Consider the following 18,684-nt stretch of genomic DNA (forward strand, 5'->3'; position numbering starts at 1 on the left):
AGGTCTGGTAACATCGTGGTCAAAAGCAAGAAACAGAGTGAGAGTACTACCCTCTCGTTCCCATTCAGAGTGGTAATGGACTATTTTCCTAGCATGACATTGATCAGCCTAAAAGATCTCGAAGCCCACCTCTGGCACGCCGCACATATCATAACCGGCCCAATTGATGCCTCAGACTACAAGACCTACATCTTCCCGATTCTATTCTTTAAGCGAATCTGCGACGTCTACGACGAAGAGTTCGCCGACGCGATGGAGAAGGTTGGAGACGCAGACCTGGCCGCCCAGAGCATGTTCCACCGTATTCAGATTCCCTCTGAATGCCATTGGCGGCATGTATTTGAGCAGACCAAAGACATCGGTCAAGCGCTGAAAGACGCCTTTCGCGGGATCGAGCTGGCAAACGACAAGCTCCACGGCATCTTCGGGGACGCGAGCTGGACCAACAAGGATCGTCTGCCGGATGAATTGCTGGCCACTCTACTGAACCACTTTAACCAGGTTAATCTTGGTGTCCGAAGCGTCCGCGATGACGACATGGGGCGTGCGTACGAATATCTGATTAAGCGCTTTGCGGATAAAGCGAACAAAAAGGCTGGTGAATTCTACACGCCACGAACCATTGTTCGGATGATGGTAAACATCCTGGATCCCAAGGCTGGAGAGAGTGTTTACGACCCAGCTTGCGGTACAGGGGGGATGCTGCTCGAAACCATTCACCACGTCCGTGAGAATGGCGGAGATCCGAGATTGCTTAGGATCAAAGGACAGGAGAAAAACCTGACCACCGAGGCCATCGCGAGGATGAACCTGTTCCTTCACGGACAGGAAGATTTCGAGATCGTGCGTGGCGATACACTCCGACACCCCAAATTCTTGATCAATGACCGCCTCGAAACATTCGATTGCGTAATAGCCAACCCACCTTTCAGTCTCAAAGAGTGGGGGCAAAATCTTTGGTCGAGCGACCCTTACGACCGAAATCGATACGGACTGGCTCCAAAAACCAATGGTGATTTTGCTTGGGTTCAGCACATGTTCGCTTCCCTCAACGACCAAGGTCGCATGGCCGTTGTTCTCCCCCATGGAGTTTTGTTCCGAGGCGGTGCGGAAGGAGAGATAAGAACGCAGCTTCTGCAAGAGAACAGGATCGAGGCCATCATCGGCGTTGCACCCAACTTGTTTTACGGTACAGGGATACCTGCCTGCATTCTTGTTCTGCGCAAACAACGCCCAGCCGACCATCAAGACCATGTGCTGGTCATTAACGCGGAAGAAATTTTCACCAAGGGCCGAGCACAGAACATCTTATCAAACGCTCAAGCCGACCAAATTTTTGAGATCTACAGCGATCAAGAGGCCTCTGGCCCCGCTGGGGAACCAGTTGTAGGTAAAGCCCGCTGGGTTCCTCTGCCTGAAATTGCAGAGAACGAGTTCAATCTGAACATTGCACGATATGTTCAGAAGCCTCTTGATGAAGAATCAATCTCTGTCGAGGAAGCTTTGAAGGATTTTCAGGAAAAACTGACTGCCCTGGAAAAAGCAGAGCACGAGCTTGAGGAACTGCTAGTACAGGAGGGCTTTGAACTATGAACAAACGACAATTGGAAGACCTTCTCTGGGGTGCTGCGGAGTTTCTACGGGGCCAAATCGATGCGTCGGACTACAAGCAGTATATTTTCCCTCTGCTTTTCTATAAGCGCCTATCCGACGTCTACTTGGATGAGTACACAGAAGCACTGGAACTGAGCGATGGTGATGCCCACTACGCCACAATGCCCATGTTCCACCGATTCGATATTCCGGAAGAGGCACGATGGGAAAAGGTACGCAACACCAGTAAGAACATTGGTGAAGCGATCCAGAGCGCTCTTAGGCTGATTGAAGCAAAAAACGAGAGACTCCATGGTGTATTCGGTGATGCCCAATGGACAAACAAGGAGCGCCTGCCTGACCACCTTCTCGCGGATCTGATCCAGCACTTCAGCAGAATTCCTCTGGGAATCAAATCTGTCAATCAGGACGACCTAGGTGAGGCCTATGAATATCTGATCAAGAAATTTGCAGACGATTCAGGCCACACTGCTGCCGAATTCTACACGAACCGAACCGTAGTCCACCTGATGACGAGGATTATGGGCTTGAAGCCAGGTGAGACCGCTTACGACCCGACCTGTGGTACTGGAGGCATGCTGTTAAACGCAGTTATGGACCTTCGAGCCCAGGGCGAAGAATGGCGATCAGTGAAACTTTACGGCCAGGAAGTAAACCTGCTCACCTCCGCCATCGCCCGCATGAACATGTTCCTCCATGACATTGAGGAATTTGACGTGTTGCGCGGTGACACGCTCGGCGATCCCAAGTTTGTACAGAACGATCAGCTAAAGCAGTTTGATGTGATTTTTGCGAACCCGCCCTACTCCATCAAAAAGTGGAATCGTGACAAGTTTGGGGCAGATCCGTATGGCCGCAACCTCTATGGAGCGCCTCCACAGGGCTGCGCCGACTACGCATTCTTCACCCATATTATCAAAAGCCTGAAACCTGATACCGGGCGAGCTGCGATGCTCTGGCCACATGGCGTACTGTTCCGGGATTCAGAGCAAGCCATACGCAAACAGGTGATTGAATCGGACATTATCGAAGCAGTAATCGGCTTGGGGCCAAACCTGTTCTATAACTCACCTATGGAGTCCTGCGTAGTAGTGCTCAATTGTAATAAGCCTGCTGAACGAAAAAACAAAGTCTTATTTATTAATGGTGTTCAGCACGTTACCCGCGAACGCGCTCATAGTCGGCTATCCGATGAGGACTTGACGATCTTGTGTGAGGCCTATTTCGATCCGGAAAGCCAAAGCAGAATTGCCGCTTTGGTAGATATAAGCACCATCCAAGAACATCGTCACAACCTATCAATTCCACTTTATGTGCAGACAACCAGCGATAGTGAAGTGCATGACATAGAACACGCTATCGAGTCGTGGAAAGTTAGTCGCCTTCAACTAAAGAAACAAAGCAACGAACTATATGAGAGCCTCGCAAAATTAGGTTACGTGGTAGAAAAAAATGTGTGACAAAGAAGAAGTAAAGTTTGGTGATATTTGCCGCGAGGTTAAACTGACCACCAAGGATCCTATCACTGATGGTTACGAGCGTTATGTTGGGCTTGAGCATATGGACTCAGGGTCACTTAAGCTAAAACGTTGGGGAATTATTTCAGAAGATAAACCGAGTTTCACTCGCGTTTTCAGGAAAGGTAATATTCTATTTGGCAAGCGACGCCCTTATCTTAAAAAAGCCGCTATTGCTGATTTTGACGGTGTCTGTTCTGGAGATATTATTGTCATAGAACCTAGCCAAAAACTTTCTGTACCAGAAGTTCTTCCTTTCATTGTTCAGTCGGAGGAATTTTGGCAATGGGCCATCAAAACTTCTTCGGGGTCACTTTCTCCGAGAACAAAATTTAAGTCTCTCGCAGAATTTTCACTCAAAATATCTAACGACCAAGAAAAACTAAAGTCCGCATCGACCATCCTCAACCATACGGTAGCTAATATAGCTCTCAAAGAAGATTTGATTCATCAGTCAGAATTACTGATGCAAGTTTTAATCATCGAAAAATTATTCAAGGGGACACCGGGAAAATACCGAAAGCTTGGAGATATAAGTAGAATTATCGATCCAAACCCAAGTCACCGCTATCCAGAATCTGTAAAAAATGGAGTTCCTTTACTCTCGACAGAAAATTTTGATGGTATAGACGGATTTTCTTTAGAAGACTGCAAAAATGTTGACGAAGGTATTTATGAAGAACAAGAAAATAGATGCCAATACTCCGAATACGACATTGTTTTTGCGCGAAAAGGACGGATTGGTTTTTCAAGATTTTACGGAAAAGGAAAAAAGTGTTTTTCTCACACAATAGCATTGATAAAGCCAGATCCAAAAATCGTGCTTCCGGAATATTTGCTGTGGACGCTACGCTCAACAAAAACAATCAGAAACATTGAAAACAGAATGAACAGCAATAGTGGTGTACCTACCTTAGGACTAAAGCACCTATCAGAAGTAGAAATTCCCGTATTGCACTTTTCGGATCAAATAGAATTAGTTAAAAGTTTAAACGCTTTGAATAACATAAGGAGTCAGGCGCAATCAAGTAAAGCTTATTCGAACGATATCGTTAAGGAAATTACTAGAAGGCTATAGCATGTTTAACGAGCAAACTGTCACTGAAAATGGAATTATAGACCGCTTAAAAGGACTTAGCGGCGCTAAATGGAGTTACTGCCACGGTGAGAACCTGCCGAAACAAGGGCAGGATATCTTCGTGGATGAGTGGCTGAGAGACGCGCTTTGTTCGTTGAACCCAGATATCGCCAAGCGGCCGGATTATGCCGATGAGGTGATTTACAAGCTACGCGGCGTCGTACTAGAAGCTCGCCACACCGGCTTGGTAAAGGCCAACGAAAATTGCCAGGAATGGTTGATGGCCGAGAAGACCTTGCCCTTCGGCGAAAATGGCGACCACATCACCATCAATTTGATTGATTTCGATAACATCGATAACAACCACTTTGTCGTGGCCCAGCAGGTGCACTTTATCGCCGCCACGGAAGTTTTTTTCGATATTGTGCTCTATATCAATGGCATTCCGTTGGTGGTGGGTGAAGTCAAAACTGCTACTCGCCCAAGCGTCACCTGGCAGGATGGCGCAGCGGACTTTATCGGTGGCAGCAAGCATTACTGGAAAAATGCTGAACCCTTCTTCGTCCCCAACCTGCTGTGCTTCGCTTCAGAGGGTCGGACCTTCGCGTATGGTGCGATAAACGCTGGCCCCAAAGACTGGGGGCCCTGGCATACCACCGAACAGGAAGAAGAGCAGCTCACCGGCATGGCTTCAGTTCTTGGGAGTGTTGAAGGATTACTGAACCCTCAAACGCTACTTCAGATCCTCGAATCCTTCGCTCTCTTCTCAACCATCAAGACCGGCAAAAAAACGCCACCCAGGCGCATCAAGCTGCTTCCTCGTTATCCTCAATTTGAAGCTGCCAAGCAAATCGTCGAACGCGTCAAAAGCGGTTACCCCAAAAAAGGTTTGATCTGGCACTTCCAAGGCTCTGGTAAGTCCCTACTGATGCTTTATGCGGCCCGCATGCTACGAGCTGACAATAACCTAAAAAACCCCACCATTCTTGTCGTGGTGGACCGGCGGGACCTTGATAGTCAGATCAGCGAGACCTTTGGCGGTGCAGCCGTCAAGAATCTCATCAAAGTCCACAGCTGCAAGAACCTAGGCCAGCACATTGAGCAGGATAGCCGGGGCATTCTGATTACCACCATCTTCAAATTCCAGGATGTCGAGATCGATGAAAGCAACCCGAAAGGCCTGAATGATCGGGACAACATCATTGTGCTGGTGGACGAAGCGCATCGCACCCAGGAGGGCTCCCTAGGTGACAAGATGCGCTGGGCCCTGCCGAACGCACACTTCTACGGCCTGACAGGCACTCCTATCTCCAGCATCGAACGAAATACATTCAAGCTTTTTGGCGCAGACGAGGATCCTGGCCGATATATGAATCGGTACAGCTACAAGCAGTCCATTCGAGACAGAGCCACCGTACCGGTTAAATTCGAGCCACGCTTGGCTGAGCTACGTGTTGACCGAGCTGCCATTGATAAGGAATTCGAGCGCTTGGCTCAGGAGCACGCTTTGGATGCAGACGAGAAAACTGCTCTGTCTACGCGGGCTGGAAAACTCGCGGTCATGTTGAAAGCCCCTAAGCGTATGGAGGCTATAAGTGACGATATCGTTAGCCACTTTACCAGCCACGTGAAGCCGAAAAAGTTGAAAGGTATGGTGGTTGTTTATGATCGTGATGCCTGTGTGCAGATGTACTACTTGCTGGGGCAGAAGCTTGGTTTTAATGCAGTCGAAGTGGTCATGAACGTCGATCAAGCCCAACTCAAAGTGCAAAGTGGTGGAAAACAGGGAAAGGAGAACAAAGACTGGCGCAAATGGAAAAAAGAACTAGGGCTGCCAATTGCTCAAGAGGACTTCGAGCGCTGGCAAGAGATTGACGGTAACGATCAACTCCAAAAGGACTTGATTGAGTCTTATAAAGATCCAGCGCACCCACTCCAGCTTCTGATTGTCACTGCAAAGCTTCTTACCGGTTTTGACGCTCCCATCTGCTACTGCATGTACTTGGACAAGCCACTTCGTGATCACACGTTGTTACAAGCAATGTGTCGCACCAACCGGCTCTATGAGGCAAACGGCGCACGTAAGGAAATGGGATTGATCATCGATTACCTTGGGGTCTTCGAAAACCTTCGCACTGCCCTTGCATACAATCCAGATGAAATTGACGGTGTTGTCGAAGGCATCGAACGGTTCAAAGAGATGCTCCCTACACAGATTCAAAAGTGCCTGGCGTTTTTTCCGGGTGTCGATAGGTCTTTGGAGGGCTTCGAAGGCATTATTGCAGCGCAAGAATGCCTACCGACAAATTCAAAACGAGATGAATTTGCTGCCGCATTTGGTGTTCTCAGTAAACTCTGGTCAGCAATCAATCCAGACCCATTCCTCACTCCCTATCGAAATGACTATAAGTGGCTTGCCCAAATCTATGAAAGCGTCCGTCCGATTGGGCAAACCGGTTCACTAGTCTGGGCTGCACTCGGGCCGGAAACGATAAAAATGATCCACGAGCACACCGATATTAACCGTATTAGAGACGATATCGATGAACTGGTAATGGATGAGCACGCAATCTTTACTCTCACTGAAAAAGAGCAAGAAAAACGTGCTCGTCGGCTCGAAATCGATTTGATGGGACGCCTTCGTGGGAGTGGAAGTCCGGAGTTCGTTGCGCTTGGTGAACGTCTGGAAAAGCTGAGGCAGCAGTATGAGGCGGGGGTTATTAAAGCCATCGACTGGCTTAAAGGCCTACTGGATACCGCTAAAGAAACTGTTCAGTTGGAAAGGCAAACCGGTGAGCGCCCCGTTACAGAAGAAGATAACGTTCAAGCACTTACCAAGTTATTTATGGAGACCAGGCCCGACAGAACACCAAAGGTGATCCAGGATGTTGTCGAGCAGATAGACAAAATTGTGAAAGCAACGAGATTCGATGGCTGGCAGGAGTCCGCTAGCGGTCCTAGAGAGATTCAGAAGGCTCTGCTGTTAACATTGGTGCAGTTCGGGCTGGGGAAGGACAAGGAGCTTTTTAACAAAGCCTATGAATACATCAAGGGCCACTACTGACCTCGTGGTAGGTCTATTGCAAGGCGAACTTCGAAAGAAAAAAATGACCTATTATTGTCTTCGAAGTCCAGTTAACGCTGGGCTCGAACGGCTTCATTGGTCTATAACCTGACTTCCTAATAGAAACACTGGCTGCATCCACATCCGGCTTATTCCTTCCCCTTATAGATTCGCTCTACTTCCACCCGTTCATTATTGCAGCCTTTAATGTAAGCGCTACCTATAAACCTCGAAGGAAAAACACGAGGATTAACAGTGCAAGGTTTGAGGAGATCCAAGCAAGAACGAATAAGTTTCGCTGCTTAGAGATAAACTGGTCTTCCGATCTCTTTGGATCGGTTTTACCCAAAATTCTCTCAATATCTTCCATTCTAAGAATATCGGTATATCTTGCTTTAATGTCGTCGTATCTTTTCAGGAGTCTTCGCTTATCTCTATTGACCTCGACCACAGAAACGGCCAAATACAAGAAAGAGATTGCGATCAACGCAAAAGCGACGTACGAAACCTCCTCAGTCATAAGCTGAGACTCTTTCTTTTGCACTAAAACTCTCAAAAGAAATATCGATATGAAAAACGTAATAACAGACCAAAACGTGCTCTTAAGAGTTGAAAACATCCCTGTCACGAGGTCTTTTGACTTGTCAGACTGTGCATGCACAAAATCTAATATCTTATTTTTTACCTCTATATACTGCTTAACGTTATCCTTAAGATAAATATCATATGCAGAAAGAACTGATAGTGCAGCACCTTCTTCTAAGTTCAAAAGGTCGTCACCTGGACAATGCAATGTAATTACATTACGCGCGAGCCCAATCTTGTCAATGAAATTTCCATCGGAATATACCCATTGATAAATAGAGTAAAGCTCTTTTTGAAAAACGGAGGCGAAAGCTTCTACTTGAACATCGGACGAGAACGTCTTATATCCCTTAAGAGTGTAGCGGAGCCGTTGCCCTTCAATCACTGAAAAATCAGATAAAAAAACCAATAATAAAACCGATGTTAGGGTCCTAAAATGGTTATCAATGGGTTCCAGGCCCGAACCCACTATCAAACGAAAATCTTCTGGTATCAATCCGATCAGATAAGCATTTGAGAAATGCGCACACCGATTTCTGTTCTCAACTCTACTCTCTCTGATAGCATTAGAATGCTCACAAAGCCAGCTATCTGAGAGTGACTTATGGTGTTGGTACGCGGAAATGAAGAGAAAGCTACTCGTACGAAAGGCCGTGACATCGTCCCATATTAGGAATACAACCCTTTCGAAAGCCTTAAATTTATCCCACTTCTCAAGTGCTTCCTGAAGCGTCAAACCGTTCAGATACTCAAAAAACTTATCGCGAGAATAGATAGAACAGGTGTTTTCAGCATCAACAACTTGGTTCTCTTTCTCTATCCTGATTGTTAGAGAAAAATCCTCATGATTTTCTAGACGCTCCAAACCCTCTGAAACATCCTGCAATTTTCTCGATATCGATCTATCGTCGTGCGGATCAATAAAAACTGGATCTTCGACACCAACCGAGAATTTTAGAACTACCCGATCCTTGGATTTGTGTTGGTCTCGAAAAATTTTTTCCAAGTCACTAGAAGTTCCCGCTAAAAGATAATGATCTTTTAGCAAAAACTTAGCTTCGTATATGGAAAAATTTTCCTCTATAGAAATAATTTTGTAAGATCTAGAGATGCTCTTAATACAGAAATCTATAAGGCTCATTTTTCACTTTCTTCTGCTTTCTTATAGAACTCTCTGTAACCGGCCTCAGAGTATATTTTAATGTATTTACCCTTATCATCTGAACCCGTATCTATAATATCGTCAAGGTTTGGCACATCACCATTAAGCCTAAGCTCAAAATTCTCTGCCAAAACAACATTGTGCCGGATTTTTGACTTTATTCCAGAAGTATCAAGATCAAACTGCCTATCAAAATTCTTTTCTTCTGGCAGATTCTCTAGCGTCTTTACGATCTCTGGCATCGCGCCTACTAAATCTTTATTTTCAGGCTTGTAGTTGTTAAATAAATCCACAACTTCCTGAAAAACAAAACCGTCGTTATTTGCAAAATAAGAATTAAGATCGTTTTTCAAATAATGGTAATCAGCCGGATATTTCTTTTTAATCTTTCTTTTTAGGAGATTATCGATGTTGATGTAAGAATTTTTGGTGTTCGTGCTTGATGATTGTGTTTCTTTGCACGATAGGAAGTTTTTCCACCAATATTCAGAAATTACTGAGTTGCTATCTGAAACAATAACATCCTCTAGCTCCTCGGTTGGGGAAAACCTTGCAAGACAGGATTTCTGAACGCGATCTTTCTTCACCGGCAGACCGGATCGAATCGCAAGTGCATTAGCATCTACAATTTTTTCATGGTCAATTTTGATAAAGAGCAGTAAAGATCCTGACTTATGTTGTGCATGAACTTGAAGCAAGCTGCCTTTCCGAATGTCCGCAATGCCCTCAACTTTCTTCTGGCGATCAACCTCCTCTCGAATCAACTTTTGTGCGACGACGTCCGCATGGTTGGTCCATTCATCATCTTTCCCCATTTTCAAAATCCGAGCAGGCACCTCCTCTGTGTTAGAAGAGAACTCGAAGAAACGACCGCGCTTCAATGTTAGTATTTCGCCCACAAGATCAATGACATAACTCTCCAAATCTTTGTGATCTTTTTCCAAAGATACACTTGTCACAGTCTCGGTAGGAACATCTAAATGATGAAGCGAATACTGGTCAATACTGAGTTCTTCCATGCCTTTCCCTGTTTTTGGATTTATGACGCAGCCAGCTAGCTACCTTCAGCAGTCTGCCATAAGAAAGGTCGATTTAGCTATTTATGCCAGAAATTCACTCCAACGTAAGCCTCTTAACATGACGACAGAGCGTCGAGTTTGTATTTATGCAGCAGTCTGACGCACCTCAGGGTTGTGACCCAACTCCCCTGTATGAGTCCACCCAGAGTTGGAAAAATCCGGTCTCGAAGCCTTGTTCTCGCAACTGAGGTCCCGGTCTTCGAGACGGAAACCTGACTGGTTAGCGTGACAGCACGGAAGGATGTTTCTCACGGCATCAAGTGCCACCTTGACTCATTTGTCTGCGCGGCAACAGGGGTGGGCTGTTGCCCGTGAGGTTCAAACAGGAGAATTCCACCAAGTTGTCAAACGTCTAAGATTTCGGTGGCTCGCCACTAGGCAGCAAGCCAAAAGAGGATCATCTCATATATCATCGAAAATCAAATATTATCATCAAAGCATCAATAGCAGGTTTAGGGACAGTTGCTAGGATAACTCCTGACATTCAACCAACAGTCAGGAGAAGACAATGTCGAAGAAAAGCAACCATCGAGCGGATATCAAAAACGGAAACAAGGGCACTCCGGGAACCAATATCACGTACGACCAGAATCAGGGTAACCGGGGTAAGCAGATCAATCCCAATCAAGCGAAAGGCAAGTAAACATAGAGGGCGGGGGTGATGACCTCCGCCTTCCCACGACATAATTCTTATCAACTCCAGATTAGAACTGCTGCCATGGGCAGGAAAGCGAGACCAAGTCTCTCCCTGGCGTCACACCACTGGGCAGGTGTCGCGTTTGCCAGGCATCCTTGCCGGCGCTGAGCCCCGATCTTCCTGATCACAGAACTCTCTCACATTATCTGCGTTCCAGGTGAAGGCCGTAAGCAGATATGGCTGTAAAGCGATTGCGACATCTCTTACGCGGAGACACAGCTGGCCATGGCATGTAGCATGCGGTCGATTTTCAGGATTCCGTGTATCTAAGGAGTTTTACGTGAGGTATTTCCAGTATTCTTTACTGGCTCTCACCCTGGCTTTTGGGTTATGTGCAGGGGCCTCAGAGACCGTAAAGAAAACGTCAGCCGGCATCTGCCACCCCCCCGCAAGCTCTTACTACGATCGAACGACGAACTTTCGCGCATTCCAATCCATTGAGGCATGCTTAGCCAGTGATGGCCGCTTACCTGAGAGCTTGGTCCTTTCAGACTCATCTCAGTCTCCAATAAATGACGTTGAAACCTACGACCGGTCAGCTTTTGGACATGGCTGGAAAGATGCTGATGGGGACTGTCAGGACAGTAGAGCTGAAGCTTTAGTCGCCACTTCAAGCACAACTGTGCGTTTTGCCACAGATAAAGCCTGTCGAGTAATCGCAGGCCGCTGGGTGAGTCCTTTTACAGGGAAAACTATACAGAACAGTAACGAGATCGACATTGATCACGTTGTGCCACTGAGATGGGCTTGGGAGCATGGAGCTAAAGGTTGGGCAAAGGCCAAAAGAGAAAGATTTGCAAACGACCTGATCAACCTCTGGCCCGTCGAACTAGGACTAAATCGAAGCAAAGGTGCTCAGCCCCCGAGTGATTGGTTACCCCCATCTAGCCAATGCGGGTATGTCGCAAGATTTACGCGCATCGTTAAAAAGTATGGTCTGGAGCCATCGCAATCCGAAACCAAATGGTTACTAACATTTCTGGATCAATGTCGTCGTAGGTGACCACCTCCCAGTTTTAATACACTGGCGATAATTAAAAGCGGAACCCGAAGCAGCTGTAGAGAAAAATAACCGAGAGTGATCGGGCAGTAGCAACACAGGCAATTCTCATGAAGATCACAGTAGGCTGCGGTCACGTGTACAGGTAGGAGTTATGGAAACAAAGAAAAGTGGAAAGAATGCCAAGAAAAAGGGATTCAAACTAACCCGGCAGCTAATACGCATGGCAATCAATGACGGCTGGACCCAAAAGGATATCGCTGATCGCTGTCGAACCCACCAATCAATTGTCAGCGCCTGGTATAAGGGTCAAAAGCTGGCCACCGAACAACAAGTTAGGCCTTTGCTGGAAATCTACGGACACAAAATCCGACGTAATTCATTCCGGGTATATTGGAATATCGATCCCGAAACCCGAGAAAAAAAGTACTATCGAGTTGAGGGCAAAGTCATCTTAGCTGAGGCCTTCCATGACGCCAGGAGAGAGTCATCCGGCAAACTGACGAAAAAAATCCCGATCCACAAACTCGTCGTGCATCATCAAGGTAACAATCGATTCCGCGTCGTACTGCAAAGCCGTCTCTACTTTCAGCACAGCTCACAAGAGCTGGAGTCCAACGTTTCTGACGCGATCTGGGGATCTCAGATTCATCCGGACCTCCTATCAACTGATGACCTTGTTAAGTTTATTGATCAGTATGCGGCGGAAACATTGCGGGACTTTCCCAGCGATGCGAACACTCTTCCGTTCTTGATCCGGCAATCCCTCTTGCAGCATGGGTTCGAGGTCTCTGGAGTTGAGGATTATCCTGCGTCTTGGTAGGTTATCTGTACCCCAAGGCCCAAGTGCTCCTTAACGCACATCTATGCGAAAAAGCGCAACAGGCCTGAGCTGCTCAATGGAGCAAAGCCTCGTGATCAGCCCCTTGCTGCCACGACGCTATCAGGCCATTTTGGAGAGCGCTAATGCTGCCGATAATGGCTAGGCGACTAGGTGACTTGCCTTATTAGCCGAACCGCCTTAGTGCACTGAAGGGTAAGAGGTGGGATAATGCCCAAGCCGTCAATCACTGACCGCTTGGGCATTTTTTCGCTTGACCGCACCGCCAGGCTTTCCACTCCCGAGTACCGGGCTTGGGTCTATTTGGCCATAGCTGCTGGTATAGCTTCATTCGCTTCTCCCACGCCTGCCTCAGGTCCTCGGGTGTAGCGGCTGCTAACCGCTGCCGATCAGCATCGTCCTGGGCTTGTTTAATCTGCCTGATTTCCACTGCACTGAGTCGAGCCATTGCGCCACCCACTTACTCTCGCTTGCGAATTCCACTATACGTAAAATCGTCAGACCTTGCGTGTAGGCCTCTATGTTGTTCCGTGAATTTGCCCCGCCTCACCGGGCACACCTCATTGATTTGATGCCAGCGCTATTAGGTACTCCTGATGCGATTTCATTTATAGCCCTTGGTGTGTGGGCCGGGTGTTCCTATTCTTTCCCAATTATCTCGCTCTCTTTTAGTAAGCGGCCGGTAATCCCATCTTGAGCCAGGCGCTGCCGCCGTCAGGATAGTGTCCACTTATTTTCTAGTGGACACGTAACATGAACAGAACGACTTAAGCGTAACCAAACCCTACCAACGCCGTCGCCGGTTTTCCCGGGAATGTCTGGCGTCAACTATCTTGTCCGGTCATCCTAATTGTCGCCCAACACGGGAATTCAAATCCCAGATTGTTGCCCAATGTTTGGAGCCCGGTGCCTCCGTTTCCCGAATTTCACTGGATAACGGTCTCAACGCCAACATGGTCAGCCAAGCTGAACGGCCATGATCCCTATGCCTACCTGAAGGATGTGCTGACCCGCCTTCCGACTCAGAAGAACAGCGCCATCGACGAGCTATTGCCCCACAACTGGAAGTCGGCTATTAATGGCGAGACATAACAAACCAAAAACTAAGAATTATCGCAGTGGAAACTGCTGTCCATGGTGAACTGGCATGGGTAACGCATCTCAGGTCTATAGCCGCTATAGAAAAGAAATTCGAGAAATTACCTACCGTTACCCAGTAACTAATGTCCGAGTGTTTGGCTCAGTTGCTCGTGGAGATGATTGCGATACGAGCGATCTCGATCTATTGGTGGACCCATTACCAAGTACAACCTTATTTGATTTAGGTGGCCTTCAGGATGAGCTTCAATCCCTATTAAAGGTAAAGGTCGATCTGGTGACGCCGGGAGACCTTCCGGTCAACGTCAGAGAGATCATAATCAGCGAAGCAAAACCCGTTTGAAAAACCTACTCTAAAAATTAAGGTTCACCGACTAGCCATCAGATCATTACTGAAATTTGCAGGCTGTGATGGCCGGACGCTTACCTCTTTTACGCGAAACCTTCCGCCATCCGTAGTTACAAGCACACGATCAAAATTATTAGGTGATTTCTACCTTCCTTCTTTAGAGGTATCGGACTAGTCAGTTCTCTAAAACTTGGGCTTAGTTTGACTTTAATAAGTCGATAATTACCAGGCATCACCCTTATTTCGAAGTAAGCGTGGCCTGCCCCATTTCTTTGCTCATATTTTCATCTCATCGAACGCTATTCTGAACTCGGATGAAGATAAGACACCCTGGTAATACCTGGGATTAAACGGTCCTCGCTTTACCATGCTTATGATTCGCTGCCGCTGCTGCGAGCCTACATCCGCACCAAAATAAAGCCCCGTGATGGTTTCTGGATGCAAAGATATAGAGTCACCATCACTGGTAAACTCGTCAGCCCCCGGCGCAAAAATATGCCGAAACTCTTCTTCGTATTCCCAGGCTTGCGATTTTATTAGCGCAGCCTGCATGTTTCGCTCATCCTCCACTGGTGGATAGGACATCTGAGGGTATCTATTCTGATACTTTACTTTTCGAGCCCCGCTAATGGGCCAGATTGATGCATCAAATTCGACACAAATTCCAGTGTGCGAAGCACCATAATGAGACCACATCAAAAGATTCTCGTTAGACGTGGTAAAGCTGCACATACGTAATTCGGCAAACGTTTCTATCCCGCTTTGATGAAGCCTCTGATAGAGGATTTCGGGATGAATAAGATTCTCCGCAACCTTACGTCGTGCTTCTTCCTCTCGCATGCCGTTTTCCCGGAACACCTTAAAGATATGAACAAGCAACGCTTTCCACTCTTCTTCGGTATCAGGCTTCCTGTAATGAGGCTTGCACTCAAATGGATCGTTAAGTTTGCTTGGTGCTGAGTGATAAAGCTTTCCATCGACAAATAGGTGCTCCAGCAACCAATCTTCGACATCAAGAACGCGACGGAAATGAAAGAGGCTTTGTTTCCCCGCTTTACCCGGATGGGGATGATCTCTATCGAACTGCTCCAGAGTTATCTGTGCCGCCATAATGCAGTCCCTTGAGCCCTTCTTTGAAGTCTTCTTGTGAAATTTCAGCAGCCAATCTGAGTCATGTGCGTAGCAAGAGAATTTTAAACTGAGAACGGGTATTTGATGGGATCGTGGTGCTCATAGCCTGTCACCTCAAAATCATCCACAGTTACCCACGTTTCGATATCTCTCAGTGTCTTGATGTCTGGGTTGATGTGAAACTGGGGTGATGGGTAGGGATCGCGCTTGAGCTGAACATCACGCATCAACTCCAACTGATCTTCATAAATGTGCGCATTTACGATCTTGTGAAATGCCTTGCCCGGCTTGTGGCCAGTAATTTGGGCAACGAGCGCTAATAGGCAGAAAACCTGAACCTGATTGAAGTTAAGCCCCAGAGGCACATCGCAAGAGCGCTGGGTGCTCGTTAGGTACAAGGTATCTCCCAGAAGAGAAAAGTTGTGAGTGTGCATACAGGGACGCAAGCATCCGAGATGAAACTCGCCAGGGTTATAAAACGTAACAATCTCTCCCCGGTCATCGATCCCTTTGGACAGGTCATCGACAACTTTTTGCAGCTGGTCAATGTGCCTGCCATCAGGCGTCATCCAGCTCCGACCCTGGACACCGTACACTCGCCCCATGTCGTCCTCGCCCTTTCGGGCTGGATTGTTTAGCCAAGCTTCATTTTGGTTTGCGTTAGCGTTCCAGGTATTACAACCGATAGCTCGGAACTGCGCAGCACTGTCGTAGCCCCTCAAGTAACCAAGCAGCTCAGCGATGGCCCCCTTCCAAAAGCTTTTTCGAGTCGTAATCAAGGGGAACTTATTGCCACCGACATCATATTCCATGTCAGCGTTAATAACGGTTAGGCAGCGCTTGCCAGTGCGCTCATTCTTGACCCATTCACCTTCATCGATAATCCGCTGACATAAATCTAAATATTGTCTCATTTGTCTCTCACCGTATTTAGCAGGTCACATACTCGCTCGTATTCAGCTTTCAAATCATCAAAGTCTTTCTTCAAAGCTTCGACTTGACGCTTGTATTCATCCCTGGTTTTAGCGAGATATTTGATGCTTTCATTGGAGGCTTCATATAGCTTCATGACTTCGTTATGTTTTTTGAACCAATACATAGTTTCCAACTGAGCCTTCTCAAGCCTGTCAGTGAGGACATCTATTGGTTTCGGAGAAGAGAAATCTCCCTTTTTCCTTTCTTCTGCTTCAAATTTTCTATGGGCCTTTATTTCCCGTATTCTCGATAATGGCCATTCACGATTGCGGATCGTATTCCGGTGCACGCCCGCTAATTCCGCCAAGCTGCTAACGGTCGTCTTAATGGCGGAATCGGAGGCCATTTTGAGCAGTGCTTCATTGATGCGTTCAGTTACATCTTCAAAGTCCTGTTCGTTCTTTTCGTCAAATGATTGCGCCGCCATTTACAGTGCCCCTAGCGACCGCAAAACCATTCTTGCCTCGTTGACCGCTTCCAACGCTTGATTGTATGCCGCGCCACCCTCTCCGAGTTCAACGATCTTCAAATTTTCAGTATAAACTTCCCGCCACTTCGGGATGTGAGACTGGGTTACCACTGCGTTTTTGCAGCGCACTGGGTTGCACCTGAGTCCACCGATACACGGCAAGGATTCATCAAAATCCTCTTGCTTACCGCCATAGCACATCCCAGTTCCAACATTGGTTATCGCCATTCCTTGTATAGCCATTGCCTCGAAAACCTCCTCTTTTGAATGACCCGCAGCTTGATAACCTCTAAAGATTTTGGTCATTCTCTGCGAATGTTTCTCTGCATTTTCTCCCGCATACTTTGCGTCAGGGTCATAGCTTGCCTTAACCGCGTCAATTTCAGCTTTGTGCCGAAGACTCTTCCGTGTATTGCTCGTGCCGCTGAGCTTTTCGCCGATCTCGCCATAACCAAGAGTGACTTCTGAAAACCCTTTGTTCGACGCCGCGCTAAACGCGCCGACAAGATTTCCAAAATGCTTCAGTTGGTGACTAATGAATGGCAATCCCAGATCTGCTCTGAAAAGTTGGTAGGCAAGCGTATGCCTCAGGACATATGGATATAGCGAATCAGCATCATATTCGTCGGGCACGATCTGTTTAAAATATTCTTGGAGGATATGCTTAATGCCGGTTTGCGAGAGGTGAGATGGCTCCTCACCAAAGGGTACAGTCTCCGCTTTCGAGAAGAGGTAAGGGTTTGCTCTAGTACGCGAGATAATTCGAGCTGCATTCAAAGCGTCCACCATTGCCGGAATACATACCCATTTATCGTCAAAAAGTGCTCGCTCCGAACCTTGATGCTTACGAACGGTTGAGACAATACAAGGGACACCGAAGGATTCTTCCATGTTCGTGTCCAGTCGCACCTCTATAAGCTCAGAGGGCCGCATTCCAGTGTATTGGCCAATCATATAGGCCGCAGATCTGTAAACTAGGTTTAGGTAACTATGTAGCTCTCCAATCGTCTCAATATTGGCGCTGCTCTCAGAAAAGTACTCACGTAGGGCGTCAGCGTAGTTATGATCTTTATGATTTTTAGTCAGCAAATTAGAAGGATCGATGTGATGTAAAGTCGCGTCAAACGGGTAGTGCTTCTTCGACAGTCTCATTGCCGTGTAGGTATCCAAGATTGCCCAATCAATGTCCGCGAGCTTTACCGACCCTAAATCAAACGGGAAATCGCGCATAAGGTCGGTCGATTTTTTATCACCAACCTCGACACCGAGTTTGGTGAGAAAGTCGGCGATAATGTATCCGGAGATTGCTGAAGCTTTTTCAAACACAAGATCAGATAAAACCTTCTCGCGATCGTCTTTTATAGAGTCCGTTACGATGGCTTTCGTCTGACGCAGTTTTGGGAAGGATAAATGCGTGGAGAACAGTAGCTCATGCACTCGCTTTGATTGGAAAAAAGCGGGCACTCTTTCAATCCGCTTCGCTACACCGGTAGACGTCTGAAAGCCCTCAGAGAACTCAACAAAATGAGACCTTTTCAGTGCTTCCAACGATTGAAAATTATCGTTGACAACATCACTGGTAAATTCATGGATCATGTGTAAAAACACATGATCCATGAATGAGAGCCACGACCTGAAAGTCGGCATGATCGTTTGTATTTTCAGGGGTTTGTTCGACTTCGTCTTCCCTAAAAAAAACTCAGATTGAGGGAGCAGCGTCGCCATAAGAATCACAAGCTTAACTTGAAAGATTATTGGCTGTGGGATGCTTTCATAGCTGTCAAAATCAATCGTAAATCGTGTTAATGCCAGCGTCTTTGCTGCTTTTGCCCTAGCTTCTGGAAAATACCAAGTACTGTCTCCAAATAGAGACGCACTTGAAATCCTCAAGCTCATGATCTCGCGAAGGGAGCTTAGCGCTGCCGCATCAGCTTTCTGGTTGTCTAAATGCTCATTCAAATACAACCGGACAAGCGTTGTAGATAACTGCTTATACTTCTTGATGCTGTCCAGAATCGCTTCCAC

Annotated in this window: 14 protein-coding genes and 1 pseudogene; 9 read left to right on the top strand and 6 right to left on the bottom strand. The window is 46.9% G+C overall.

From position 1 onward, the window contains the following. Positions 1–93 precede the first annotated feature (93 nt). From FMN52_RS08345 to FMN52_RS08360, 4 genes are read left to right on the top strand one after another with little or no spacing between them, the layout of a single operon-like run. Positions 94–1,593, top strand: a complete 1,500-nt coding sequence (locus FMN52_RS08345) for a class I SAM-dependent DNA methyltransferase (RefSeq protein WP_148608270.1) — start codon at positions 94–96, stop codon at positions 1,591–1,593. Then, the gene (locus tag FMN52_RS08350) at positions 1,590–3,074 is read left to right on the top strand and encodes a class I SAM-dependent DNA methyltransferase (protein ID WP_148608191.1); all 1,485 of its coding nucleotides are present in this window, start codon (positions 1,590–1,592) and stop codon (positions 3,072–3,074) included. The genes FMN52_RS08345 and FMN52_RS08350 overlap by 4 nt, the downstream gene beginning before the upstream one ends. Next, complete coding sequence (locus FMN52_RS08355; protein ID WP_148608192.1) at positions 3,067–4,209, top strand: restriction endonuclease subunit S; 1,143 nt, start codon at positions 3,067–3,069, stop codon at positions 4,207–4,209. The genes FMN52_RS08350 and FMN52_RS08355 overlap by 8 nt, the downstream gene beginning before the upstream one ends. A gap of 1 nt (position 4,210) precedes the next feature. Then, positions 4,211–7,273 (top strand): HsdR family type I site-specific deoxyribonuclease, encoded by a 3,063-nt coding sequence (locus tag FMN52_RS08360; RefSeq protein WP_148608193.1) that lies wholly within the window; start codon positions 4,211–4,213, stop codon positions 7,271–7,273. Between the two features lie 220 nt (positions 7,274–7,493). Here FMN52_RS08360 and FMN52_RS08365 read toward each other — a convergent pair whose 3' ends face one another. Then, positions 7,494–8,999: a hypothetical protein gene (locus FMN52_RS08365; protein WP_148608194.1), complete on the bottom strand. Its 1,506-nt coding sequence runs from the start codon at positions 8,997–8,999 to the stop codon at positions 7,494–7,496. Continuing rightward, positions 8,996–10,039 carry a nucleoid-associated protein gene (locus FMN52_RS08370; protein ID WP_148608195.1) on the bottom strand — a complete coding sequence of 348 codons (1,044 nt, stop codon included), beginning with the start codon at positions 10,037–10,039 and terminating at the stop codon, positions 8,996–8,998. The genes FMN52_RS08365 and FMN52_RS08370 overlap by 4 nt, the downstream gene beginning before the upstream one ends. Before the next feature lie 568 nt (positions 10,040–10,607). On the opposite strand from FMN52_RS08370, the gene FMN52_RS20100 reads away from it, so the two are divergent. From FMN52_RS20100 to FMN52_RS08390, 5 genes and pseudogenes are all read left to right on the top strand, one after another. Beyond that, the gene (locus FMN52_RS20100; protein ID WP_275898173.1) at positions 10,608–10,742 is read left to right on the top strand and encodes a hypothetical protein; all 135 of its coding nucleotides are present in this window, start codon (positions 10,608–10,610) and stop codon (positions 10,740–10,742) included. Positions 10,743–11,418: 676 nt separating this feature from the next. Next, positions 11,419–11,799, top strand: a complete 381-nt coding sequence (locus FMN52_RS19995) for an HNH endonuclease family protein (protein WP_275898176.1) — start codon at positions 11,419–11,421, stop codon at positions 11,797–11,799. Between the two features lie 151 nt (positions 11,800–11,950). Then, the gene (locus FMN52_RS08380) at positions 11,951–12,619 is read left to right on the top strand and encodes a helix-turn-helix domain-containing protein (RefSeq protein WP_148608197.1); all 669 of its coding nucleotides are present in this window, start codon (positions 11,951–11,953) and stop codon (positions 12,617–12,619) included. Positions 12,620–13,594: 975 nt separating this feature from the next. Then, positions 13,595–13,729, top strand: a pseudogene (locus tag FMN52_RS08385) (transposase domain-containing protein); the annotation flags it as partial. Between the two features lie 55 nt (positions 13,730–13,784). Continuing rightward, positions 13,785–14,078 (top strand): nucleotidyltransferase family protein, encoded by a 294-nt coding sequence (locus FMN52_RS08390; protein ID WP_148608198.1) that lies wholly within the window; start codon positions 13,785–13,787, stop codon positions 14,076–14,078. Between the two features lie 282 nt (positions 14,079–14,360). Here FMN52_RS08390 and FMN52_RS08395 read toward each other — a convergent pair whose 3' ends face one another. The 4 genes from FMN52_RS08395 to FMN52_RS08410 all read right to left on the bottom strand — a co-directional run bounded on the left by FMN52_RS08395 (position 14,361) and on the right by FMN52_RS08410 (position 18,684). Next, on the bottom strand, positions 14,361–15,194 hold the full coding sequence (locus FMN52_RS08395) for a DUF2971 domain-containing protein (RefSeq protein ID WP_148608199.1): 834 nt from the start codon (positions 15,192–15,194) through the stop codon (positions 14,361–14,363). Between the two features lie 83 nt (positions 15,195–15,277). Continuing rightward, the gene (locus FMN52_RS08400; RefSeq protein WP_148608200.1) at positions 15,278–16,129 is read right to left on the bottom strand and encodes a thymidylate synthase; all 852 of its coding nucleotides are present in this window, start codon (positions 16,127–16,129) and stop codon (positions 15,278–15,280) included. Next, on the bottom strand, positions 16,126–16,617 hold the full coding sequence (locus tag FMN52_RS08405; RefSeq protein WP_148608201.1) for a hypothetical protein: 492 nt from the start codon (positions 16,615–16,617) through the stop codon (positions 16,126–16,128). Before FMN52_RS08405 ends, FMN52_RS08400 begins: the two co-directional genes overlap by 4 nt. Beyond that, the gene (locus FMN52_RS08410) at positions 16,618–18,684 is read right to left on the bottom strand and encodes a site-specific integrase (protein ID WP_162525029.1); all 2,067 of its coding nucleotides are present in this window, start codon (positions 18,682–18,684) and stop codon (positions 16,618–16,620) included.

Origin of the sequence: Marinobacter sp. BW6, assembly GCF_008107725.1 — a bacterium.
GTDB lineage: Bacteria > Pseudomonadota > Gammaproteobacteria > Pseudomonadales > Oleiphilaceae > Marinobacter.